This is a genomic window from Streptosporangium sp. NBC_01810 (assembly GCF_035917355.1).
Classification (GTDB): domain Bacteria; phylum Actinomycetota; class Actinomycetes; order Streptosporangiales; family Streptosporangiaceae; genus Streptosporangium.
Genome location: NZ_CP109070.1, coordinates 7,725,886 through 7,747,715, shown reverse-complemented (window position 1 = coordinate 7,747,715; position 21,830 = coordinate 7,725,886). Strand labels below are relative to the sequence as shown.

At 69.3% G+C, this 21,830-nt stretch carries 17 protein-coding genes and 1 tRNA gene; 8 read left to right on the top strand and 10 right to left on the bottom strand.

From position 1 onward, the window contains the following. Nucleotide 1 precedes the first annotated feature (1 nt). The 3 genes from OIE13_RS35080 to OIE13_RS35070 form a co-directional block, all read right to left on the bottom strand. Nucleotides 2-979, bottom strand: coding sequence for a ribose-phosphate diphosphokinase (locus tag OIE13_RS35080; RefSeq protein ID WP_326644887.1), 978 nt, complete (start codon nt 977-979; stop codon nt 2-4). 76 nt (nt 980-1,055) lie between these two features. After that, a complete protein-coding gene (gene glmU / locus OIE13_RS35075) occupies nt 1,056-2,507 on the bottom strand; it encodes a bifunctional UDP-N-acetylglucosamine diphosphorylase/glucosamine-1-phosphate N-acetyltransferase GlmU (RefSeq protein ID WP_326644888.1) in 1,452 nt (483 codons plus the stop codon). A gap of 166 nt (nt 2,508-2,673) precedes the next feature. Continuing rightward, nucleotides 2,674-2,745, bottom strand: a tRNA-Gln gene (locus OIE13_RS35070). Nucleotides 2,746-3,058: 313 nt separating this feature from the next. On the opposite strand from OIE13_RS35070, the gene OIE13_RS35065 reads away from it, so the two are divergent. From OIE13_RS35065 to OIE13_RS35050, 4 genes are all read left to right on the top strand, one after another. Continuing rightward, on the top strand, nt 3,059-4,000 hold the full coding sequence (locus OIE13_RS35065; protein WP_326644891.1) for an acyl-CoA desaturase: 942 nt from the start codon (nt 3,059-3,061) through the stop codon (nt 3,998-4,000). Nucleotides 4,001-4,115: 115 nt separating this feature from the next. After that, nucleotides 4,116-5,126: a TetR family transcriptional regulator gene (locus tag OIE13_RS36900; protein WP_442811668.1), complete on the top strand. Its 1,011-nt coding sequence runs from the start codon at nt 4,116-4,118 to the stop codon at nt 5,124-5,126. 62 nt (nt 5,127-5,188) lie between these two features. Further along, entirely contained in the window at nt 5,189-7,252 is a 2,064-nt protein-coding gene (locus OIE13_RS35055; protein ID WP_326644893.1) for an RNA degradosome polyphosphate kinase, read from the top strand. Beyond that, the gene (locus OIE13_RS35050; RefSeq protein WP_326644895.1) at nt 7,245-8,123 is read left to right on the top strand and encodes an NUDIX hydrolase; all 879 of its coding nucleotides are present in this window, start codon (nt 7,245-7,247) and stop codon (nt 8,121-8,123) included. The genes OIE13_RS35055 and OIE13_RS35050 overlap by 8 nt, the downstream gene beginning before the upstream one ends. Before the next feature lie 51 nt (nt 8,124-8,174). Here the strand turns inward: OIE13_RS35050 and OIE13_RS35045 are convergent, their stop codons facing one another. From OIE13_RS35045 to tnpC, 3 genes are all read right to left on the bottom strand, one after another. Beyond that, the gene (locus OIE13_RS35045; protein WP_326644897.1) at nt 8,175-9,671 is read right to left on the bottom strand and encodes a CYTH and CHAD domain-containing protein; all 1,497 of its coding nucleotides are present in this window, start codon (nt 9,669-9,671) and stop codon (nt 8,175-8,177) included. Nucleotides 9,672-9,686: 15 nt separating this feature from the next. Next, the gene (locus OIE13_RS35040) at nt 9,687-10,187 is read right to left on the bottom strand and encodes an ATP-binding protein (protein WP_326830335.1); all 501 of its coding nucleotides are present in this window, start codon (nt 10,185-10,187) and stop codon (nt 9,687-9,689) included. A 120-nt stretch (nt 10,188-10,307) separates the two neighbouring features. Next, nucleotides 10,308-11,795 carry an IS66 family transposase gene (tnpC, locus tag OIE13_RS35035; RefSeq protein WP_326829321.1) on the bottom strand — a complete coding sequence of 496 codons (1,488 nt, stop codon included), beginning with the start codon at nt 11,793-11,795 and terminating at the stop codon, nt 10,308-10,310. 364 nt (nt 11,796-12,159) lie between these two features. Here tnpC and OIE13_RS35030 point away from each other — a divergent pair, with 364 nt between their 5' ends. Continuing rightward, nucleotides 12,160-12,945 (top strand): GntR family transcriptional regulator, encoded by a 786-nt coding sequence (locus OIE13_RS35030; protein ID WP_326829320.1) that lies wholly within the window; start codon nt 12,160-12,162, stop codon nt 12,943-12,945. Nucleotides 12,946-13,039: 94 nt separating this feature from the next. Here OIE13_RS35030 and OIE13_RS35025 read toward each other — a convergent pair whose 3' ends face one another. Then, the gene (locus OIE13_RS35025) at nt 13,040-13,804 is read right to left on the bottom strand and encodes a trans-aconitate 2-methyltransferase (protein ID WP_326829319.1); all 765 of its coding nucleotides are present in this window, start codon (nt 13,802-13,804) and stop codon (nt 13,040-13,042) included. 56 nt (nt 13,805-13,860) lie between these two features. Here OIE13_RS35025 and OIE13_RS35020 point away from each other — a divergent pair, with 56 nt between their 5' ends. Next, a complete protein-coding gene (locus tag OIE13_RS35020) occupies nt 13,861-14,412 on the top strand; it encodes a MarR family winged helix-turn-helix transcriptional regulator (protein ID WP_326644921.1) in 552 nt (183 codons plus the stop codon). A 106-nt stretch (nt 14,413-14,518) separates the two neighbouring features. Here OIE13_RS35020 and OIE13_RS35015 read toward each other — a convergent pair whose 3' ends face one another. From OIE13_RS35015 to rsmA, 3 genes are all read right to left on the bottom strand, one after another. After that, nucleotides 14,519-16,330, bottom strand: coding sequence for an ABC-F family ATP-binding cassette domain-containing protein (locus OIE13_RS35015; RefSeq protein ID WP_326644924.1), 1,812 nt, complete (start codon nt 16,328-16,330; stop codon nt 14,519-14,521). A 153-nt stretch (nt 16,331-16,483) separates the two neighbouring features. Continuing rightward, the gene (locus OIE13_RS35010; RefSeq protein ID WP_326644926.1) at nt 16,484-17,386 is read right to left on the bottom strand and encodes a 4-(cytidine 5'-diphospho)-2-C-methyl-D-erythritol kinase; all 903 of its coding nucleotides are present in this window, start codon (nt 17,384-17,386) and stop codon (nt 16,484-16,486) included. Between the two features lie 90 nt (nt 17,387-17,476). Next, nucleotides 17,477-18,337, bottom strand: a complete 861-nt coding sequence (gene rsmA / locus OIE13_RS35005; protein ID WP_326644928.1) for a 16S rRNA (adenine(1518)-N(6)/adenine(1519)-N(6))-dimethyltransferase RsmA — start codon at nt 18,335-18,337, stop codon at nt 17,477-17,479. A gap of 225 nt (nt 18,338-18,562) precedes the next feature. On the opposite strand from rsmA, the gene OIE13_RS35000 reads away from it, so the two are divergent. Together OIE13_RS35000 and OIE13_RS34995 are read left to right on the top strand one after the other, a co-directional pair. Continuing rightward, the gene (locus OIE13_RS35000) at nt 18,563-20,425 is read left to right on the top strand and encodes a serine/threonine-protein kinase (RefSeq protein WP_326829318.1); all 1,863 of its coding nucleotides are present in this window, start codon (nt 18,563-18,565) and stop codon (nt 20,423-20,425) included. Then, nucleotides 20,422-21,807 (top strand): FG-GAP-like repeat-containing protein, encoded by a 1,386-nt coding sequence (locus OIE13_RS34995; RefSeq protein ID WP_326644932.1) that lies wholly within the window; start codon nt 20,422-20,424, stop codon nt 21,805-21,807. Before OIE13_RS35000 ends, OIE13_RS34995 begins: the two co-directional genes overlap by 4 nt. Nucleotides 21,808-21,830: the final 23 nt, after the last annotated feature.

Here is a 21,830-nt window from a genome sequence, read left to right as displayed (position 1 = left end):
ATTAGCTGTCGCCTTCGAAGAGGCTGGTTACCGAGCCGTCGCTGAAGACCTCGTTGATCGCGCGGGCGATCAACGGGGCGATCGACAGGACCGTGAGCTTGTCGAACCTCTTCTCCTCGGGGAGCGGCACCGTGTTGGTGACGATGACCTCGGAGATCCTGGAGTTCTTCAGCCGGTCGACCGCGGGGTCGGAGAAGACCGCGTGGGTGGCCGCCACGATCACGTTGGTGGCACCCTGCTCGTACAGCGCGTCGGCCGCCTTGCAGATCGTGCCCGCGGTGTCGATCATGTCGTCGATCAGCACACAGGTCCGGCCCCTCACCCGGCCGACGACCTCGCTCACCTTCACCTGGTTGGCCACGTCGAGGTCGCGGCGCTTGTGGATGAAGGCCAGCGGGGTGCCGAGCGTGTCGGCCCAGCGCTCCGAGAGCCGCACCCGACCGGTGTCGGGCGAGACGATCGTGGTCGTGCCCAGGTCGAGCTTGTCCTTGAGGTAGTTGACCAGGACGGGCATGGCGAACAGGTGGTCCACCGGGCCGTCGAAGAAGCCCTGGATCTGGGAGGTGTGCAGGTCGATCGACATCAGCCGGTCGGCGCCGGCCGTCTTGAACATGTCGGCCATCAGACGGGCGGTGATGGGCTCGCGGCCCCGGCCCTTCTTGTCCTGGCGGGCATAGCCGTAGAACGGCATGATCACGGTGATCCGCTTGGCGGAGGCGCGCTTGAGCGCGTCCACCATGATCAGCTGCTCCATGATCCACTGATTGATCGGCCAGGTGTGGCTCTGCATGACGAACGCGTCACAGCCACGGACCGACTCCTGGTAGCGGGCGTAGATCTCGCCGTTGGCGAAGTCGCGCAGCGTGGTCGGTGCCGCCGCGACCCCGAGGTGGCTCGCCACCTCGTCCGCCAGCTCCGGATGCGCCCGCCCGGAGAAGAACATCAGGTTCTTCTCGCCGGTCTTCTTGATGCTGCTCATGCCGTCCCCCTCGCCGGAGAGCACATCGATGCCCGCGCGACGCCGCCGCGCCCACCGGGCCGCTCGCTCCGCTCACTCACGTCTGGCTCCCCTGCTGTTTCCCCGACTCGGCGGCCTTCAGTGCCGCCCGAGCCGATCTGGTGCCCGTGCGCCTGCGCACGACCCACCCTTCGATATTGCGTTGCCGTCCGCGGGCCACCCCGATGCTCCCTGCCGGGACATCGCCGTCGATGACCGAGCCCGCGGCCGTATATGCGCCGTCGCCGATGTTGACCGGCGCGACGAGCATGGTGTCGCATCCGACGAAGGCGTGCTCGCCCACCGTCGTGTGATGCTTGTTGACCCCGTCATAGTTGACGAAGATCGCCGAGGCGCCGATGTTGGCGCCGGCGCCAATCGTCGCATCGCCCACGTAGCTCAGGTGCGGCACCTTCGCACCCTCTCCGACCTGGGCGTTCTTCATCTCGACGTACGTTCCGGCCTTGGCCTTGCGCGCCAGCACGGTGCCGGGACGCAGATAGGTGTACGGCCCGACCAGGGCCTCGGGGCCGATCACGGCCTCGGTGCAGACGGCGTTGCGTACCAGCGCACCCTCGCCGACGACGGTGTCGGTCAGCGTGCTGGCTGGACCGACCTCGGCGCCCTCGGCGACCGCCGTACGGCCGTACAGCTGGGTACCGGGGTGGATCACCACGTCCGGTTCGAGGGTGACGTCCACGTCGACCCAGGTGCTGGCGGGGTCGACCACGGTCACCCCGGCCCGCATGTGCGCCTCCAGCAGGCGCGCGTTGAGCACCCTTCTGGCGAAGGCGAGCTGTACGCGGTCGTTGACCCCCTCCACCTCCACGTAGTCGGCCGCGACATGCGCGCCGACCCGGTGACCGTCCTGGCGCAGGATCGCGAGGACGTCCGTGAGGTACTCCTCGCCCTGGGCGTTGGAGGTGGACACCCGCTTGACCGCGTCGGCCAGCAGGAGCCCGTCGAAGGCGTAGACGCCGGAGTTCATCTCCCTGATCGCCCGCTGCGCGGGGTCGGCGTCCTTCTCCTCGACGATCTCCAGGACCGCCCCCGAGGCGTCGCGGATGATCCGGCCATAGCCATACGGATCGGGAACCTCTGCCGTCAGCACGGTGACGGCGTTGCCGTCCTCGCCGTGCCGTTCGAGCAGGGCCGCGAGGGTCTCGGTGCGCAGCAGCGGCGTGTCGCCGTAGGTCACCAGAACGGTGCCACCGATGGTGCCCACCGCTTCCAGGACGGTACGGACGGCGTGACCGGTGCCCTTCTGCTCGGCCTGGACGACGGCCTGCGTATCGGGGCTGGTGCCGGCCAGATGCGCCTGGACCCGCTCCCGTTCGTGGCCGATGACGACGATGAGCCGCTCGGGTTCGAGACCCCTTGCGGCGGTGAGCACATGGTCGACCAGGGTACGGCCGCACAGCTCATGAAGGATCTTTGGTGTTCTCGACTTCATCCGGGTGCCCTCGCCTGCGGCAAGGACGATGACGGCGGCCGGGCGCGGCACACTCACGGACGAGGCTCCCTCGGCGTCGCGGCTGAGACATGACGAAACACGATGACGGACATCCACCCCCAGGGCATAGCACCGTCACCTGTTCGACAACGTGAGGATACCTTCCCGTTCGGGAACCCACCCAGCCGACTAGCCGAGCCAATAAAACAGACACAAGAGACAGCTCCGGCACCAGGACTCGAACCTGGACAACAAGGACCAAAACCTTGCGGGCTGCCAATTACCCAATGCCGGATCGGCCAAGCGGCAGGGACGACGCCCCGTACGCCTGGCACCCCTACGATACAGAGCCCACGGCGCCGAACGCGCGCCGTTTGAGAGCCGGCGTGCTCGCGAAGTCGAGCGGTCCGGGCGATGAACGCGAGGAACCCGTCGTTTGGCAGGTCAGACGCGGGTAGAACAGATTAGGGAGCCGCTACGGCGCCAGCCCCGGAGAGTCAGCTTTCACACACTTGGTGCTTAGGGATTCCTAACTTACGATGGCGTAGGTTACGGTGGCGTAGCCGCACGTGAATCCTTGCCTTTTCCGAGCCACCGCGAGGTAGCGCATGACCGTCATCGAAGAACGCTCTGCCCCTGGCCCCAAACCCGACATCGACCCCGAGTCGAAGACACTGCCCGAGATCATCACCTTCGGAGTGGTCGTCGGCGCCCCGCTGATCGCCCTGGCGGCGGCCATCCCGTTCGCCTGGGGCTGGGGACTCGGCTGGTCCGACATCGTGATCGCGTCGGTCTTCTACGTGGTCACCGGCCTGGGTGTCACCGTCGGCCTGCACCGCCACTTCACGCACGGCTCGTTCAAGGCCAAGCGCCCGCTGAAGATCGCGCTGGGCATCGCGGGCAGCCTCTCGATGGAGATGTCGGTCCTCGACTGGGTGGCCACCCACCGCAAGCACCACAAGTTCTCCGACAAGGAGGGCGACCCGCACTCGCCGTGGCGCTTCGGCACCGGCTTCGTGGCCGTGTCCAAGGGTCTGCTCTGGGCGCACATGGGCTGGCTGTTCGAGGCCGATCGGGCCAACCGCGAGAAGTACGCCCCCGACCTGGTCAAGGACCCGGACATCATCAAGCTGCACAAGTTCTTCCCGGTCCTGGCGATCACCACGATAGTCATGCCCGCCCTGCTCGGCGGCCTGCTGACCTGGTCGTGGTGGGGCATGGCGACCGGCTTCTTCTGGGGCACGCTGGTCAGGATCGGCCTGCTGCACCACGTGACCTGGTCGATCAACTCCATCTGCCATGTCTTCGGCGAGGAGGCCTTCGAGTCGCGTGACAAGTCCCGCAACGTGTGGTGGCTGGCCATCCCCTCCTTCGGCGAATCCTGGCACAACCTGCACCACTCCGACCCCACCTGCGCCCGGCACGGCGTGCTGAAGGGGCAGATCGACCTCAGTGCGGGTGTCATCCGCTGGTTCGAGAAGGCCGGCTGGGCACACGACGTCCGCTGGCCGACCCCCGAACGCCTGGCCGCCAAACGCATCGCCGCCTGACACCCTCACCTCTCCCCCCGGGTCTAGGCGGCCGAACCGCGACGCGTTGGCGTCGCGTTAGCGACGCAGTCGACCCGCGTCGCGATCAATACTCCGGAGCACCATTATTAGAACCGTGAGCGAGCCCCGACGGCGGATGTCAGGTAAGGAACGCCGGGAACAGCTGATCCAGATCAGCCGGACCCTGTTCGCGGAGAAAGGGTTCGACGGCACATCGGTCGAGGAGATCGCGGCAACCGCCAACGTCTCCAAACCGGTGGTCTACGAGCACTTCGGCGGTAAGGAGGGCGTGTACGCGGTCGTCATCGACCGGGAGATGCAGAAGCTGTTGATCATGGTGACCGAGGCGCTGTCCGCCTCGCACTCACTGATCAAGCTGGAGCGGGCGGCCCTGGCCCTGCTGGCCTACGTGGAGGAGAACAGCGAGGGTTTCCGCATCCTCGTTCGCGACTCGCACGCCGCCTCGGGAACCGGCACGTTCGCCAGCCTGATCAACGACATCGCCAGCCAGGTCGAGGACGTCATGGTCGACGAGTTCGTCGAACGTGGCTACGACCCCAAGCTGGCGCCCATGTACGCCCAGATGCTGGTCGGCATGGTGGCGCTGACCGGCCAGTGGTGGCTGGACGTGCGCAAGCCGTCGCGCGAGGAGGTCGCCGCGCACCTGGTCAACCTGGCCTGGAACGGTCTGACCGGGCTGGACCCGAGCCCCCGGCTGACCGCCTCCTCTCGTGGCCTGGGGCAGCGGCTGGCCCAGGCGCCGCAGCGCACGGCCGATGCCGGCCCCCATCCCCCGGGATCGCGGCGGCGCCCGCAGCCCCGCCCCGCCGAACCGTCACCGCCCCCGACGGAAAAGGAGCTCCGGGAGCTGGAGAAGGCACGTGCGCGGGAGCAGAAGGAACAGGAGAAGCTGCGCGAGCGCGAACAGCGCGAGGCCGAGAAGCTGGCCAGGGAGCTGGAGAAGGCACGGCTCCGCGAGCAGCGGGAGCTGGAGAAGGCGCGTGAGCGGGAGCAGAGGGAGCTGGAGAAGGCGATGCTCCGCGAGGCCAAGGCCGCCGAGCGCGAGGCTGTCAAGCGAGCGGAACTCGTGGCTGAAGAACAAGAAAAACTTGAGCCAAGTGGGTAAACAACAGCGCTCGTTGAGCCGAAATTAACGTTCCGTTCAACAAAAGCGGGCATTCTGGTCATATGTCCGCTGAACTCGCCGGAGCCACCCCCGCCGGACTCCCCCTCCCTCAGGAGCGCTTCCTCAACCGCGAGGAGAGCTGGCTCCAGTTCAACCAGCGTGTGCTGGAGATGGCGGAGGATCCGTCCCTGCCGCTGCTGGAGAGGGTGCGGTTCCTTGCCATCTTCGCCAGCAACCTGGACGAGTTCTTCCGGGTACGGGTGGCCGGGCTGAAACGGCGGATGGCCACCGGCCTCCTGCTCCGCACGAAGAGCGGGCTGAAGCCCCGCGAGGAGCTGCCCAGGATCGCGGGGATCGCCAACGATCTCGCGCTGCGGCAGTCGGCCTGCTTCCACGAGCGGATCCGCCCGCGGCTGAGCGCCGAGGGCATCGAGATCGTGCGCTGGGACGACCTCGGCCGCGACGAGCGCACCGAGATGCGCAAGTTCTTCAGGGAGCGGATCAGGCCGGTGCTGACGCCGCTGGCCGTCGACCCCGCCCACCCCTTCCCGTACATCTCGGGACTCTCACTGAACCTGGCCGTCACCGTCCGCAACCCCTCGACCGGCAACACGGTCTTCGCCCGGGTCAAGGTGCCCAGCCGGCTCCCCCGCTTCGTCACGGCGTCCGTGAACCGTTTCGTCCCGCTGGAAGATGTGATCGCCGCTCACCTGGGGCAGCTTTTCAAAGGCATGGAGATCGTCGAACACCACGCCTTCCGGGTGACCCGCAACGAGGACCTGGACGTCGACGAGGACGTCACCGAGAACCTCATGCAGGCACTGGAGCGCGAGCTTCTCAAGCGCCGCTTCGGCCCTCCGGTCCGGCTGGAGGTCGAGGACACCATCACACCCGAGGTGCTCGACCTGCTGGTGGACGAGCTGGGAGTGGCCGAGCACGAGATCTGCCGGCTGCCGGGGCCACTGGACCTGACCGGGCTGCACGCGATCGCCGACCTCGACCGGGGCGAGCTGACCTTCCGCCCGTTCGTACCCGCGGAGGTCGTGCACGTCGAGGACGACATCTTCGCGGTGCTGCGCGAGCGGGACGTGCTGCTGCACCACCCGTACGACTCGTTCTCCACGAGCGTGCAGCGGTTCATCGAGCAGGCCGCCGCCGACCCGAACGTGCTGGCCATCAAGCAGACGCTCTACCGCACCAGCGGCGACTCACCGATCGTGGACGCGCTGATCGACGCCGCCGAGGCGGGCAAGCAGGTGGTCGTGGTCGTGGAGATCAAGGCCAGGTTCGACGAGCACGCCAACATCACCTGGGCTCGCAAGCTGGAACGGGCCGGATGCCACGTGGTCTACGGTGTCGTGGGGCTGAAGACCCACTGCAAGCTGGCCCTGGTGGTGCGGCAGGAATCCTCGGGCGAACTGCGCAGCTACTGCCACATCGGCACGGGCAACTACAATCCCAAGACCGCCAGGTTGTACGAGGACCTGGGCCTGCTCACCGCCGACCGGCTGGTCGGCGAGGACGTCACGGACCTGTTCATCCACCTGACCGGCTACTCCAACCACTCGGCCTACCGGCGGCTGCTGGTCGCCCCGCACTCGCTGCGCGGCGGGCTGCTGGCCAGGATCGAGCGGGAGATCGCCCATCAGGAGGCGGGCCGTCCCGCCGGCATCAGGATGAAGACGAACTCCCTGGTGGACGAGCCCATCATCGACGCCCTCTACCGGGCGTCGCGGGCCGGCGTACCGGTGGATCTGTGGGTGCGGGGGGTCTGCACGCTCCGTCCCGGTGTACAGGAGCTGTCGGAGAACATCCGGGTCAGGAGTGTGCTGGGCCGTTTCCTCGAACACTCGCGGATCTACGAGTTCGGCCGCGGCCGACGCCCGGAGATCTGGATCGGCAGCGGTGACATGATGCGCCGCAACATCGAGCGCCGGGTGGAGGTACTGGTCAAGGTCGCCAGCCAGCAACAGCGGAACTACCTCAGCGGCCTGCTGGACCGGGCCATGTCCGACGACACCACGAGCTGGTGGCTCGACCCGGACGGGACCTGGCTCCGACATCCCGGCGATGACCTGCAGACCCATCTGATCGGCACCCGTAGGTGGAGGGCCATCGATGACTGAGCACACCACCCGCCCGGACGGCGTGATCCGCGCGGCCGGGGCGGTCGTCTGGCGCGGCTCACCGGGCGCGCCGCAGGTCGCCCTCGTCCACCGGCCCAAGTACGACGACTGGTCGTTCCCCAAGGGGAAGCTGAAGAACGGCGAGCACGCCATCGCCGGCGCGCTGCGCGAGGTGACCGAGGAGACGGGGATCACCGTGGAACTCGGCCGGTCGCTGCCGTCGAGCCACTACACGAAGGACGGCCGGCCCAAGCGCGTCGACTACTGGGTGGCCAGGATGCTCTCCGAGGAGCGCCGTACCGACAGCCGCGAGGTCGACGAGGTGGTCTGGCTGCCTGTGGAGGAGGCCGTACGGCGCCTGACCTACGACTGGGACGCCCACCTGCTCCGCGCGCTCGGCGCGGCATCGCCCGCGACCACCCCGCTCGTGCTGGTACGGCACGCCCTGGCGGGGAACCGGCAGGACTGGGAGGGCGACGACGACGACCGCCCGCTCGATGAGAGCGGCCTGAGACAGGCCGAGGTGCTCGCGAGCGTGCTGGGCGCCTTCCGCCCCGCGGAGCTGGTCAGCTCCCCCAGCAGGCGGTGCGTGCAGACCCTGGAGCCGTACGCCGAACGGGCCGGCCTGCCGGTCCGGCTCGAACCCGTCCTGTCGGAGACCCACCACGACTTCCAGGGCTCCCTCCTCCTGGTCGAGGAGGCACTGGCCTCGAACCGGCCCACGACGCTCTGCGGCCACGGCAAGACCCTGCCCGAGCTGATCTCCGAAGTCGGCGGCCGGTCCGGCGACACGTGGCTGGCCAAGGGCGCGTTCACGGTGCTGCACCACAACGGCGGCCGTGTCGTGGCCGTGGACCGCTACGTCGTCTGACGCCCGCTTCCGGCGGTTCGGTCCAGGGCCTCGCCAAACGATCCCGAGCGCTCAGCGGCCGGGGGAGCGTCGGAGAAGCTTCGCGACGGCGGCCGCGGTGTCGGCCCAGAGCCGGGGGAACTCCTCGTCGGCGCGCTCGGCCCCGGCCCGCTCCACGCCGGTCAGCACGCCGTAGGTGTAGGTGTCCTCCCCTGCCAGGCGTGCGTTCGCGGCCTCGGCGACCAGCCGTTCCTGCGCGACGACGCCGTCCATGTGGGTGCCCAGCGCCTCCTGTATCGCCTCCGCCCGCTTGGCCAGCTTCTTCATGCCGGGCACCTCCGCGGTGTAACGGGCCCGTTTGGCCGCCTTGCGTACGTCGTGCATGGCGAGTTCGCGCTCGGCGGGGTCCTCGATGGACCGCGCGGTGTCGTAGGCCCTGACGACCTGGCGCCAGCTGAAGGCCGCGACGGTCTTCAGGGTCTCGGCGGGCCTGTCGGCGGCCTTGGTGAGCACGGGGGTGGCGATCAGGTCGTCGAGGGCGTCGAGCAGGGCGAAGTAGCGCTCCCCGCGGAGGGCGTCCCTGACCCGGTCGAGGGCCTCGTGCTCGTCGTCCAGCAGGTCGGAGCTGAGGCGGGCCCTGACCGGGCCCACGATCAGCGCGTTGTCCAGGCTGTCGAGCCTGTTCTCGAACCGCTCGCGGATGACCTCCAGGTCGCGCGCCTCGCCGAGGACCGTGCCGAGCCACTTGAGCTCGTCCTGGACGCTCCCGGTCCCCTTGACGACCGTTTTGAACGACTTCAGCGCGCTGCGGAGCCGCCGGGCGGCGACGCGCATCTGGTGTACGGCGTCCTCCTCGGCCTTACGGACCCGAGGATCCTGCGCGAGCAACGCGCCGACCTGGGCGGTGAGATAGCCGACGGCGACCTCACCCGCGGAACCCGGGATCGGCCTGGTACGCGGCTGCGCTGAGACCGCCCCGGCCGCGTTGAGCAGGCGCGCGAGCTTGCTGGCCGATTCGGCGGGACTGGCGCCGACCTGGCGTAGCCGCTTTCCGACCTTCTTCAGCAGCCTCTCGTCGCCCTGGACGATCTCCGCCTCGACCTCGTGCCAGCGCTCGACATGGGGTTCGTCGCCGAACACCGTGCCCTTGACCCGGTCATCGGCGATCTCGATCAGCCTCACCCCGGCTCCGTTGACCAGCGTGGTGACGGCACGGCGGGTGTCCAGCTCGGCGATGGGCGCCAGCGGGGCGCCTCGGGTGTGGGCGAGCACCAGGTCGGCCAGCTCGGCAGGGACGATCTTGATGCTCCGGGTCAGCGGGTGGGTGATCTCCTGCCGTACGCCTTGGGCCTTGGGGAGCTTGAGGTGCCAGCCCGGATCCGTACCGCCCCTGCGCCTTCTCAGGGTGATTCCCCGCGCGGCGAGCCTCAGGTCGGGCGTGTCGAAATAGAGGGCGACCAGCCGATGGGTCTTGGGACCCACGACCTCCCCTACGCCTGGCAGTCCGGCGAGATCCGGCAGCTGGTAATCCACTGGTACGTCGAACTTGTCCTCGATCTCTATCGCCACAGGTCATCCCTAGATTTACCAAGATATCCACCATGTCTTCGCAGTATTTATTGATGCCCTGTTATCCGTCCAGGAACCCCAACCATCGCCGTGACCAGGACACCACCGACCGGGCGGCGGGTCACGAGGATGTACGAACCCGATCGACCGGAACCTCAGGGCCAGCGCGTTCACCAGCAGGAGTCCCCTGCCGTTCTCGGCCTCCAGGTCAGGTGTTCTCATGCACAACTGCTGGACGGCCCCTCCGTCCTGCACCTCGACGAACAGCAGGTGGCCACGGAGCCGGACCCACACCCGGACATGCCTTCCCACGGCGTGGCGGACCGAGTTGGTGACCAGCTCGGAGATCAGCACCTCGATCGTGAAGATCATTTCTTCACTTACAGCCCAGTCCGTCGCCGCGCGACGGGCGAACTCTCGCGCTCGCCTTACCATTTCGGGATGGCGCGGCAAGCCGAGGTATCGCGCATTCGCCTTGCCCCAGCCTGGCCATGGGCCAGGTGTGGACACGACCATCGCTCGCTCCACAGGCACGCGCGCCTCCTGCGCGGAACTCGGATCATTCATGACGGCACTCAACTCATTACCGCAGGCGGTGACGCCACCGGCAGAGACCTGAGTTCGTGACTATTCAGGTCATCGCGTGAGTGCGGGCATCCAGGGATTGCCGAGCAGCGCGTCGTGCAGCGCGTGAGCGGCGCGGAGACCGTTCTTTCGGACGGTGGAGATGTAGCCGCGGATGGCCAGGAAAGTCTGGGCGCCCTTGAGCGTGCGAAAACCACCGCTGACCTTGGTCTTCGTCTTGATCATACGGATGGCCTGCTCCGCGACGTTGTTGGAGTACGCCACAGTGAAGTCGGTGGCGAACCGCAGCACCTCACTCTTTCGGGTTCGCAGGCGTAGCGCCAGGTTACGTGCAGGGCTCTGCTTGCCCGTTCCGCGTGGGGAATGCGCGGTCAACGCTCGTTCCACCAGGTCGTCGAAGCGCTGGGACAGGTCCTTCAGCTTGAAGTCCGGCAGGCGGTCATGCCCTTTGTCTCGCCAGGCGGCCACCCACCGGTATCCGTCACCGAGTAACAGCACCAGCGCCTCAGCCCAGCCATCGGCCCGCGCGCGAAGGTCGTACTCGCCGATCCCGGCGGCCTCCCGGACGATGTGCGCATTGCACAAGGCGTGCGTGCAGCCCTCGAATGCCTGGTAGGAGCGGTAGGCGTCGTGGACGGCCACGCCGGTGAAGCGGGGAAGGATCCCGAACGCGGTGATCGACTCGGTGCCGCGCCCGTGGGCGTCGATGTGGTAGGCGGTCAGCACAGGTGTGGCGGCCACGTGCAGCCAGTGGTTCCTGCCGCCCACGCGGGTGACGCTCTCATCGAAGTGCGCGACGCTCGCAGCGGCGATCGCGTCACGGATCCGTGCGTTGACCGGCGCCAGGACCTGGGCCACCTTCGTGACCGTGTCGCTGATCCACCCGGTCGACACCTCGATCCCGGCCAGATCGGCGAGGACCTCGGCGACCCGCCCAACCGGGATGTGGTGCTGGGCGGACAGGTAGGCGGCCAGCGCGCTCACCCGTGGCCCGTACACCGCCGGGGCCGTGGCGAACGCCGGAGCCGCAGCACGGGTCACCGTCCCGCAACCGCCACAGGCCAGGGCGTGCAACTCATGCGCGGTGACCTCGGCCTTGACCTCGGGGATGTCGAAAACCTGCCGAATCACCGCAACGCCCGCCGGGGTTGCATCGGTCAGGTCCCCGCCACACCCGCCACACGCAGATGGAAGGTGCGGCACCGTCCATGTCGGGCAGTCCACCTGCATCAACGCCGTCCCCGACGTGCCGGGCTGCTTACCGGGGCGACGTCCGCTCCTACCCCGCATCGACTTGGGCGGTGGCTTGGCCAGGCCATCGGCCGACGGAGGTTGCGAGGAATTACGCGAGTTTCGCCCTACCTGCCGCCGCAGCTCGGCATTCTCAGCCCGCAACTCCGCGTTCTCCGCTTTGAGCTGGGCGTTTTCCGCCTCCAACTCGACGACCCGCGCTTCCAGCACATCCAGCCGGGCGGTCAGCGCCACGACCAAAGCGGCAAGCTCGCCGTATGACGGACGCTCGCCCTCAGCCGGAATCACCCGAAGATCATCCCATGAGTCCGATCATGCCCATGCCACGCCCAACCTCACGAGGAAAGGGCACCTGAACAGTCACCTGAGTTCTCTTCGTTTCTCCGAACCTTCTGAGAGATGAGCCTGATCGGAGACGATGGTCATGGAGCGTTACCTCCTGTGCATGATCGAGCAATCGGACGGCATCGAGGTTTCAGGACCGAAGTCGCACCGTTGAGGTGAAGACAAAGCCGTACCACCGTGAAGCGATAGCCGAGGTGACGTACGACAAAGTGTCCTACGACACTTGACGATAAACCCGAGACCGCCAGAGGTCAAGAGTGTCCCATGACACTTATTGGCGTACGACACTTAGCGGTAGGGTGTAAGCGTGTCGAACGAGCCGCGTATATCGCTACCTTCACGACAAATCGCCGACGACCTGCGAGCCGAGATCGACGCCGGGCGCTTACCTCCAGGCGCGAAACTGCCACCGCTGCGTGATCTTGCCGAGCGCTACGGTGTCACCCGGAACACGGCGAACAAGGCTCTCGGGCTGCTTCAAATGGAAGGGCTGGTCGTCACCCGGCACGGATCAGGGGCGTACGTTCGCGAACCGCATCCCATCAGACGTCTGGGACCCGACCGCTACGCGCGTCATCGGTGGCAGGTCACCACCGTCACGGCACACGCCGACGACCGTCCGAACAGCGAGACCACTCAACAACAGGGCTACCAGACGCAGGAGGTCTCCCTTATCGCCGCCGACGGTCACACCGCAGCGGCGCTCGGCGTGGACATCGGAGCGTCGGTGTACGAACGGGCACGTGTCATGACCCGCGACGGCATCCCCACCCACACGATGACCTCGTACTATCGACCGGCCGACGTCGAGGGCACACCGCTGGTCGACCAGTCACCCGGGATCGCCGGCAGAGGCGGCGGGTTCCAAGTGCTCACCGACCAGGGGCTGATCCCACACGAGATCAGCGAGGATCTGTCGGCGCGAATGCCCACCACGGAGGAGACCCTTCTCCTGGAACTGTCAGCGGGCGAGCCGGTGGTGGAGGTTCACCGTGTCACCCGGATGGCCGACGGCCGAGCGATCGAGTATGCCCGTGGCGTGCACGCAGCGAGCCGGTTCGTCTGGTCGTACACCTTCGACATCCCTGACTGAGGCAGCGAGGAGAGTGCTCCGCCGAATCCCCGGGAGGCTTACCCGGCCTCCCTCGATGCCACAGTCCCACGAAACCTCACGTCTTTACGGGCGGTCACTTCCCGGCGACCACGAAGATCCTACGGAAGGGGAAGATCGTGCCGTACGGCCCCCGAGGGTAGGCCTCGCGGAGCAGGGCGGCACAGTCGGCGAGAAAGGCGGCGGCCTCGGCGGGGTCCAGGCGGTCGAGCATGGGGCGCAGGGCGGTGCCGGTGATCCAGGAGAGCACGGCGTCGTCGCCGGGGAGCACGTGCAGGTAGGTGGTCTCCCAGGCGTCCACCCGGCAGCCCAGTCGAGCGAGCAGGCCAAGGTAGCCGGCCGGGTCGTCGACGGGAGAGTACGAGGCCAGGTCACCCAGCCGGTCGCGCCACTTCGTCCGGCACAGCTCGCGGACCAGGGCGTGGCTGGGGGCGTCGAAGTTACCCGGCACCTGGAAGGCGAGCCGGCCGCCGGGGGCGAGCGCCTCCACCCAGCGCGGTAGCAGCTCGCGATGCTCGGGCACCCACTGCAGTACCGCGTTGGACACGATCACGTCCACCGGTGACGCGGGGCTCCAGCGCCTGACGTCCTCGACGGAGAAGGAGAGCGAGCCACCGGCGGGGGCCTTCTCGATCATGGCGGGCGAGGAGTCGAAGCCATGGATGCGGGCGTCCGGCCAGCGCCTGGCGAGTTCCGCGGTGAGCTCGCCGGTGCCGCAGCCCGCGTCGACCACGTAGCCGGGGTCCGCTGCGGGTATCCTGGAAACAAGATCGAAAAAGGGTCGTGCGCGCTCGTCGGCGTAGCGACCGTAAACCGCGGGATCCCACATATCTCTTGACATCAAGATAATTGATATCCGGCGAGATATCTCGATGTCAAGACAGATAGACTCCCGGCATGACCCTGCACCACGCGGACCACGGCTCCAGGCGTTCGGCCGGCGCGAAGGACGAGGTCGACCTGCTGGTCACCGCCTGGAATCAGGAACGCCCGGACCTCGACGTGCAGCCGCTCCAGGTGCTCAGCCGGGTCTCCCGGCTGGCCCGCCATCTCGACCGCGCCCGCCGGGCCGCCTTCGCCGAACACGACCTGGAGATCTGGGAGTTCGACGTGCTCACCGCCCTGCGCCGGGCCGGGGAGCCGTACGAGATGAGCCCGGGAGCACTGCTCCGCGCGACGCTGGTGACGTCGGGGACGATGACCAACCGGATCGACCGGCTGACCGCGGCCGGACTGGTCAGGCGGCGCCCCGACCCCGAGGACCGGCGCGGCGTCCTGGTCTCCCTGACCGGCACCGGGCGGACGCGGGTGGACAGTGCCTTCGACGACCTGCTGCGCCGCGAGCGCGAGCTCCTCGCGAGCCTGCAGGAACGCGAACAGCAGGCCCTTGCGGACCTGCTGCGCACGCTACTCGTCCCTTTTGACGCAACCGACACCGGAGCGCCCTGACCTCCATGCCCGAGGACGGAGGGGCAGACCCGGCCCACCCCGAAAGCACGTTCTCAGCCCCCTCCGCGAACGGCTCCGGCGGCGACCGGCAGGGACTCTCCGAGACTCACTCACCCAGGCGGTCGGCCAGCTCCAGCCACTCACCCTCGATCGAGTCCTTCTCCGCGAGGATCTCCTTCAGCTGCGCGTCGAGCGAGGCCAACCGCTCGTAGTCGGCGGCGGCGTCGGCCATGGACGTGTGCAGCTTCACCTCGCGGCCGCTCAGCTTGTCGAGCTGGCGTTCCAGGCGGGAGAGCTCCTTACGGAGATCGCGCTCCTCGCGCGCCGACAGACCGGGGGCCGTCTCCTTCGCGACCGCGGCCGAGGTCGCGGAGGCCGTACCGGAGACCGCGCCGGACGCCGCCCGCGCGGACAGGGCCGCGCCCGCGGCACGCCGGGACAGGTATTCGTCCACTCCGCCGGGGAGCATCGACAGCCTGTGGTCACCGAGCAGGGCGACGGTCTTGTCGGTGACCCGCTCCAGGAAGTAGCGGTCGTGGCTGACCAGGATCAGCGTGCCCGGCCAGCCGTCGAGCAGGTCCTCCAGCTCGTTGAGCGTCTCGATGTCGAGGTCGTTGGTCGGCTCGTCGAGCAGCAGCACGTTGGGGTCGTCCATGAGGAGGCGGAGCAGTTGCAGGCGGCGCCGCTCGCCACCGGACAGGTCGCCGACGACCTTCCACTGCGCGTCGCCCTTGAAGCCGAGGCGCTCCAGCAGCTGGGAGGCGGTCCACTCCTTCTTGCCGACCTGAATGAACTTGCGGACCTCCTCGACGGTCTCCAGCACCCGGCGCGCCGGGTCGAGCTCGGCCAGCTCCTGCGACAGGTGCGCCAGGCGGACCGTCTTGCCGCGCACGAGCTTGCCCGAGTCGGGGTGCACGGTACCGGCGAGCAGGCGGAGCAGCGAGGACTTGCCCGAGCCGTTCACGCCGATCAGGCCGATCCGGTCACCCGGGCCGAACTGCCAGGTCGAGTGGTCGAGGACCAGCGGTCCCTGGCCGGGTCCTCCGGCGTGCAGCGTGACGTCCTCAAGGTCGTAGACCGTGCGTCCCAGCCGGGCGGCGGCGAACTTGACCAGCTCGACGCTCTCCCTGGCGGGAGGCTCGTCGGCGATCAACGCCTGGGCGGCGTCGATGCGGAACTTGGGCTTGGAGGTGCGCGCGGGCGGACCCCGGCGGAGCCAGGCGATCTCCTTGCGCATCAGGTTCTGGCGGCGGGCCTCTGAGGCGGCGGCCACCCGGGCGCGCTCGGCCTTGGCCAGCACGTACGCGGCGTACCCGCCCTCGTAGCGCTCGACCGCACCGTCCACGACCTCCCACGTCCTGGTGGAGACCGCGTCGAGGAACCAGCGATCGTGGGTGACGACCAGCAGCGCCGTCCTGCGACCGGCCAGGTGTCTGGCGAGCCAGTCGATGGCCTCGATGTCGAGGTGGTTGGTGGGCTCGTCCAGGATGATCAGGTCGTGCTCGTCGATGAGCAGCTTGGCGAGGGCCGTGCGGCGCCGCTCACCTCCCGACAGGCTCCCGGCGAGCGCGGTCAGATCGATGTCGCCGAGCAGGCTGGCGAGGATCTCGCGGATGCCCGCGTCACCCGCCCACTCGTGCTCGGACCTGTCGCCGAGGACGATGTCGCGCACCGGCCGCGCCGGGTCGAGGTCGTCGCCCTGCGACAGCGCCCCCACCTGGAGCCCCCGGTTATGGGTGACCCGCCCGGCGTTGGGCTTGAGATCACCCGCTATCACCGAGATGAGGGTGGTCTTGCCACCGCCGTTGCGGCCGACCACGCCGATGCGGTCGCCCGCCTCGATGCCGAGTGAGACGTCGTTGAGCAGGGGCTTGGGACCGTAGGAGTGGGAGACCGACTCAAGATTGACCAGATTCATCGCCAGACAAGCGTATCCGCTCCCGGCCCACGCGGCCCCCGCCGCGAGAACCGTCCCGGCCCTGACGGCGCCTTCGGGAACGGCAGCCCCGCGTGCCTCGACCGGCGAGAACGGCCGGTCGTGTACCCGTGGGGATGGTGCTACGGGGACAGGCTAAACGACCACCGGGCCGGGCACGGGACCGTGGGCGGTGATGACGTCGCGCGCCACGCCGACGTCCTTCAGGCAGGCTGCCAGCTCGCCCGCGTGGGCCGCCGACCGGGCGAGGAAGGCGCAGGTGGGCCCGGAGCCGGAGATCAGCGAGCCGAGGGCGCCCTGCTCCCGCCCCGCGTCCAGGGTGCGGGCCAGTGAGCCGCGCAGCGTCACGGCGGCGGGCTGCAGGTCGTTGCTCAGCTGGGCACCGAGGGTCTCCGCGTCTCCCTCGCGGAGCGCGGCCAGCAGTGCCTCGGTGACCTGGGGCCAGGCCACCTGCTCGCCGCTCACCTGGCGGAGGCGGTCGCACTCGGCGTAGACCGCGGCCGTGGACAGGCCGCCGTCGGCCAGTGCGAACACCCAGTGGAAGGTACCCGCGACATCCAGCGGGGTCAGCCGCTCTCCCCTGCCGGTGCCGACCGCCGTACCGCCGAGCAGGGCGAAGGGGACGTCGCTGCCGATGTCGGCGGCGATCTCCATCAGGTCCTCAAGCGGCAGGCCGAGCCCCCACAGCTCGTTGCAGGCGACCAGGGCCGCGGCGGCGTCGGCGCTGCCGCCCGCCATGCCGCCCGCCACCGGGATCGACTTGCGGATGAGCAGGTTCACCCCGTACGGGCGGCCCGCGTGCCCGGCCAGCGCGAGGGCCGCCCGGATCGCGAGGTTGTCGCCGTCCTCGGGCACCTGGTCCGCGGACTCGCCCTCCACCCGGACGCTCACCCCGGTCTCCGCGGTGGCCGTGACCTCGTCGAAGATCGAGACTGCGTGGAAGACGTTGACGAGGTCGTGGTAGCCGTCATCCCGCAGCGGTCCGACGGCAAGTTGCAGGTTGACCTTCGCGGGTACGCGGACGGTCACGGAGTTCATGCGTCCCCCATGGGGGCTCGCTCACTGGTCACGACGTCAGATCGTAACGGGATCCCTCCCCTCCGCACGCAAACGAACCGGCAAATCAGACTATGTACTGTTTTCAGGCGCACGGTGCTCGGCGATCCGCGCGAAATCCTCGACCGTAAGCTGCTCGCCGCGCCTGGCGGGGTCGATCCCGGCGGCCCGCAGCGCCCGCTCGGCGGCGGGGGCCGTACCGGCCCAGGAGGCGAGGGCCGCGCGCAGCGTCTTGCGGCGCTGGGCGAAGGCGGCGTCCACCACCGCGAAGACCTCCTCGCGGGTGGCCGCCGTGCTGGGCGGCTCCCGCCGGGCCATCGCGACCAGGCCTGAGTCGACGTTGGGAACCGGCCAGAAGACGGTGCGGCCGATGGGACCGGCCCGGCGGACGTCGGCGTACCAGGCGGCCTTGACCGAGGGGATGCCGTAGACCTTGGAACCGGGAGCGGCGGCCAGCCGGTCGGCCACCTCGGCCTGGACCATGATCAGGACCTTGCGCAGCGACGGCTGCGTCTCCAGCAGGTGAAGCACCACCGGGACCGACACGTTGTAGGGAAGGTTGGCGACCAGCGCGCTCGGCCGCTCCGCGGGCAGATCCGCGGGCAGGACACGCATGGCGTCGGCGAGCACCACGGTGAGCCGGTCGGCGAGCTCCGGGGCGTGCCTGTCGACCGTCAGCGGCAGCTGGGCGGCGAGAACGGGGTCGATCTCCACGGCGATCACGCCGCGGACCTCGGGAAGCAGCGCGAGCGTGAGCGATCCCAGCCCCGGGCCGACCTCGATGACGACGTCGTCGGGCTCAAGCCCGGCCACCCTCACGATCTTGCGGACCGTGCCCGCGTCGATCACGAAGTTCTGGCCGAGCTTCTTCGTGGGACGAATATTGAGCTTGTTCGCCAAAATACGTATTTCCGCTGGACCAAGAAGGCTCATGATAGGTCCTCACACAGCGGCTTGAACCTTGCATCCGCCGGACCGCTGTGGTCTCCGACTCGTCTGCCTCGATCACCCAAGGTTGCTCTCCCATGTCATCCGACAAGTTTCCCGCACCGAAGCCCATGCAAGGACGCGTGATGGAGCACGAAAGGTTCCGTTGTGGATAACGTTGCCATACGGGGGACCGACTGCGAGGAAGGGAACCTTCCCGGTGAAGAGGACGTGAACCGGCCCGGTGTCGAAGGGCTGCGATCCACCGACCCCGAGAGCATCGGGGCTTACCGCCTGCTCGGGCGCCTTGGCGAGGGCGGGATGGGGACCGTCTACCTGGCGCTGGCGCCGGCGGGGCGACCGGTCGCGCTCAAGGTGGTGAAGGCGGAGCTCACGGTCGAGGACGGCTTCGCGGCGAGATTCCACGCCGAGGTCGAGAACGCCCGGCGGGTGGCCTCGTTCTGCACGGCGCAGGTGCTGGACGACGGAACCGATGACGACGACCGGCTGTACATGGTCACCGAGTACATCGCCGGCACGCCGCTGTCTCGCCAGATCTCCGAGCACGGCGCGCTGGAGCCCGGAACGCTGCACGGCGTGGCCCTGGGAGTGGCGGCGGCGCTGGCCGCGATCCACGTCGCCGGCCTGGTGCACCGCGATCTCAAACCCGCCAACGTGATCCTGTCCATGTCCGGGCCCCGCGTGATCGACTTCGGCATCGCCAGAGCCCTCGACTCCACGCACAGCTTCACCCGCTCGGGCGAGGTGCTCGGCAGCCCCGGCTGGTGGGCTCCTGAGCAGATCCAGGGCCTGGACATCACTCCTGCCGCGGACATCTTCGCCTGGGGCTGCATGGTCGCGTACGCGGGCAACGGCCGCCACCCCTACGGGCGGGGCGACCTGATGACGATGGCCACCCGGCTGCTCAACAGCCCGCCTGACCTGGGCGCGCTCCCCGCCCCGCTGAACGACCTGGTCCGCCGCGCGACCGCGATGGACCCCTACCGGCGGCCCACCGCCCAGGACCTGCTGATCGCCCTGGTCGGCGGCGGGATCGCCGCCCCGCCCTCACCGGCTCCCGCCCGGACCGACCCGCCCACGTTGATAGCCAGTGATCTGCTCCACGAGTCGTGGCAGCCCCCCGCCAACGTGGAGCCCGACTCCACCCAGACCCTCAGCGCGCTGAATCTGGGGACGCGGTTCCCCGCCCCGCCCTCGGTCCAGGGCCCCGCGACACCGGCCACGGCATCCTCCACATCCGCACCCCCGCCGCCCGGCCCGTCCACGACACCGACGCCACTGGACTTCCCCCCGCCCTCAAGGGCCGAGTCCGCGACATCGCCGTCCCAGCCGTTGACGGGCCCCGTCCCGGCCCAGACAGCGGCCCGGACAGCGGCCCGGACACCGGCCCAGACAGCGGCCCGGACACCGGCCCAGACAGCGGCCCGGACACCGGCCCTGCCTCCGCCCGGCATCCGGCTCCCCCCGGAATCGGACGCGCCGGACACCGGGGGGACGGCGCCCCGGCGGCGCTGGCTGTTCGCCGGGCTGGCCGTACTCGCGGCACTGGCCGTCACGGTCGTCGTACTGCTGAACCTGCGCGGCCCGGACCCGGGCGACCAGGGGGAGACGCGGGCGGGCAGCACCGGTGTCACCCGCGGTGCCGCCGGTACCGGTGGCAACGGCGGCACCGGCGGTATCGCCGGCAACGGCGCCACCGACGTGGGCCGCAGGATCACCACAGGCTCGTTCCTCACGGACCCGCAGCTGATCATCCCGCGCACCCCGACATGCGGCCTCACCGCCTACGAGGGCGCCACCCCGGTACGCGGCAGGCTCTGCACGATCCCGTGGACGCTGGTCAACACCGGCGGGGAGGCGGCCCGGCTCAGCCGCACCCCGCTCACCCTGCTCGACGACGTCGGCACGGCGCACACCGCCGAGAGGGCGTCGACGGAACTGCCTGCCACCCTGCCCCCCGGGGCGAAGGTGGACGGCGTCCTGGTCTACGACCTGCCCACGTCCCGCAAGCCCGCGAAGCTGACCGGAACGGTGATCGAGGGCGGCGGGGAGATAGAAGTGAGGGTGTCATGAGGCTGCTGCTCTCTCTTGTGGCCGCGGTCGCGATCGCGTGGTCGTCCACCGGATCCGCCTGGTCCGATGCCGCTTCTGCCCCGGCCGCCGACTGCACCGGAACGGGCGCGAGCGACTTCGACGGCGACGGGGTGGACGACATCGCGGTCGGCGACCCGTTCGCCGGCCCCGGCGGATCGGCCGGCACGGGGGCCGTGCACGTGCTGTTCGGCCGGGGGGAGGGTGGGACGGCCGTGACCGTCGCCGAGACCGAGGCGGGTGACGGCTTCGGGTGGTCGGTGCGGCTGGTCAGGATCGACGGCGACGGCTGCGCCGACCTGATCATCGGCGCCCCGTACGCGGACGTGGCGGGCCACCGGGACGCGGGCGCGGTCTACGTGGTGCACGGCGGCCCCGACCCCAGGACGATCCGCCTGGTCTCTCCCTACCCCGAGGCCGACGCTCACTTCGGCTGGTCCCTGGCCTTCGGCGGGACGCTGGTGGCGGTCGGCGCTCCACACGAGAACGCCGACGGTGTCGCCGACTCCGGCGCGGTCTACCTGTTCGACACCGAGACGTCCGGCGAGGGCCGGCGGATCTCCCAGGAGACCAAGGGCGTCACGGGCAACAGCGAGGCCGGCGACATGTTCGGCTGGTCACCGGTGCTCGGCAAGCTGGGTGGCGCCCCGGGCGAACTGGATCTCGCGGTCGGATCGCCGTACGAGAACGACGACGGAACGGGGGCCCAGGCCGGCGGGGGCAAGCTGGACGCGGGGGCGCTCACAGTGATCTTCGACGTGGGGCGCGCCAAGGACGAGTACAAGAGCAGGAAGTGGGACCTCCGCGACATCGTCGACGCCGGTGCGGGCGACCTGTTCGGCTACGCGGTGGCCTACGGCGAGCAGGGCGACACCGGCTACCTCGCGGTGAGCGCACCGCTCGGCGACGGCGGAGGGGTGAAGGACTCCGGCCTCGTCCAGCTGTTCCTGGCCTCCAGCAGCCTGGAGATCACCGCGGCCGCCACCTTCCACCGGGGCTCCGAAGGTGCCCCGGACGAGGGGTACGGGACCTCGCTGGCGTTCAGCAGCGCCGACGACGTCAGGCTCGCCGTGGGCGTGCCCTTCGACGGCCCCGACCAGCGGGGCGGCGTGCGGCTGTTGACCATGGGCGAGGAGGGGGCGGGCCGGCTGATCGCCCAGAGCCAGGCAGGCGACCACTTCGGCTGGTCGGTCGGGTTCAGCGGCAACCGGCTGGTCGTCGGCGCGCCCGACCGGGAAGGCGCGGGCGAGGTCGTCCTGCTGGGCAGGAACGACGCCCAGGGCGTCCCGCTCTCGCCGGGCACCGGGAGGATTCCCGCCCTTGAGGGCGCGGCCTCCGCCGACTTCGGCTCCGCCGTGGGCTGAGCCCCTCACGACGCCCCCGCCGT

Excerpts from the sequence above, each read along its gene's own strand:
- OIE13_RS35055 (WP_326644893.1), top strand. The coding sequence starts at position 5,189 with ATGTCCGCTGAACTCGCCGGAGCCACCCCCGCCGGACTCCCCCTCCCT.
- OIE13_RS35040 (WP_326830335.1), bottom strand. The coding sequence starts at position 10,187 with ATGGTCGTGTCCACACCTGGCCCATGGCCAGGCTGGGGCAAGGCGAAT.
- OIE13_RS35015 (WP_326644924.1), bottom strand. The coding sequence starts at position 16,330 with ATGAATCTGGTCAATCTTGAGTCGGTCTCCCACTCCTACGGTCCCAAG.
- rsmA (WP_326644928.1), bottom strand. The coding sequence starts at position 18,337 with ATGAGCCTTCTTGGTCCAGCGGAAATACGTATTTTGGCGAACAAGCTC.
- OIE13_RS35025 (WP_326829319.1), bottom strand. The coding sequence starts at position 13,804 with ATGTCAAGAGATATGTGGGATCCCGCGGTTTACGGTCGCTACGCCGAC.
- OIE13_RS35010 (WP_326644926.1), bottom strand. The coding sequence starts at position 17,386 with ATGAACTCCGTGACCGTCCGCGTACCCGCGAAGGTCAACCTGCAACTT.
- OIE13_RS35020 (WP_326644921.1), top strand. The coding sequence starts at position 13,861 with ATGACCCTGCACCACGCGGACCACGGCTCCAGGCGTTCGGCCGGCGCG.
- OIE13_RS35065 (WP_326644891.1), top strand. The coding sequence starts at position 3,059 with ATGACCGTCATCGAAGAACGCTCTGCCCCTGGCCCCAAACCCGACATC.
- OIE13_RS34995 (WP_326644932.1), top strand. The coding sequence starts at position 20,422 with ATGAGGCTGCTGCTCTCTCTTGTGGCCGCGGTCGCGATCGCGTGGTCG.
- OIE13_RS35050 (WP_326644895.1), top strand. The coding sequence starts at position 7,245 with ATGACTGAGCACACCACCCGCCCGGACGGCGTGATCCGCGCGGCCGGG.
- OIE13_RS35080 (WP_326644887.1), bottom strand. The coding sequence starts at position 979 with ATGAGCAGCATCAAGAAGACCGGCGAGAAGAACCTGATGTTCTTCTCC.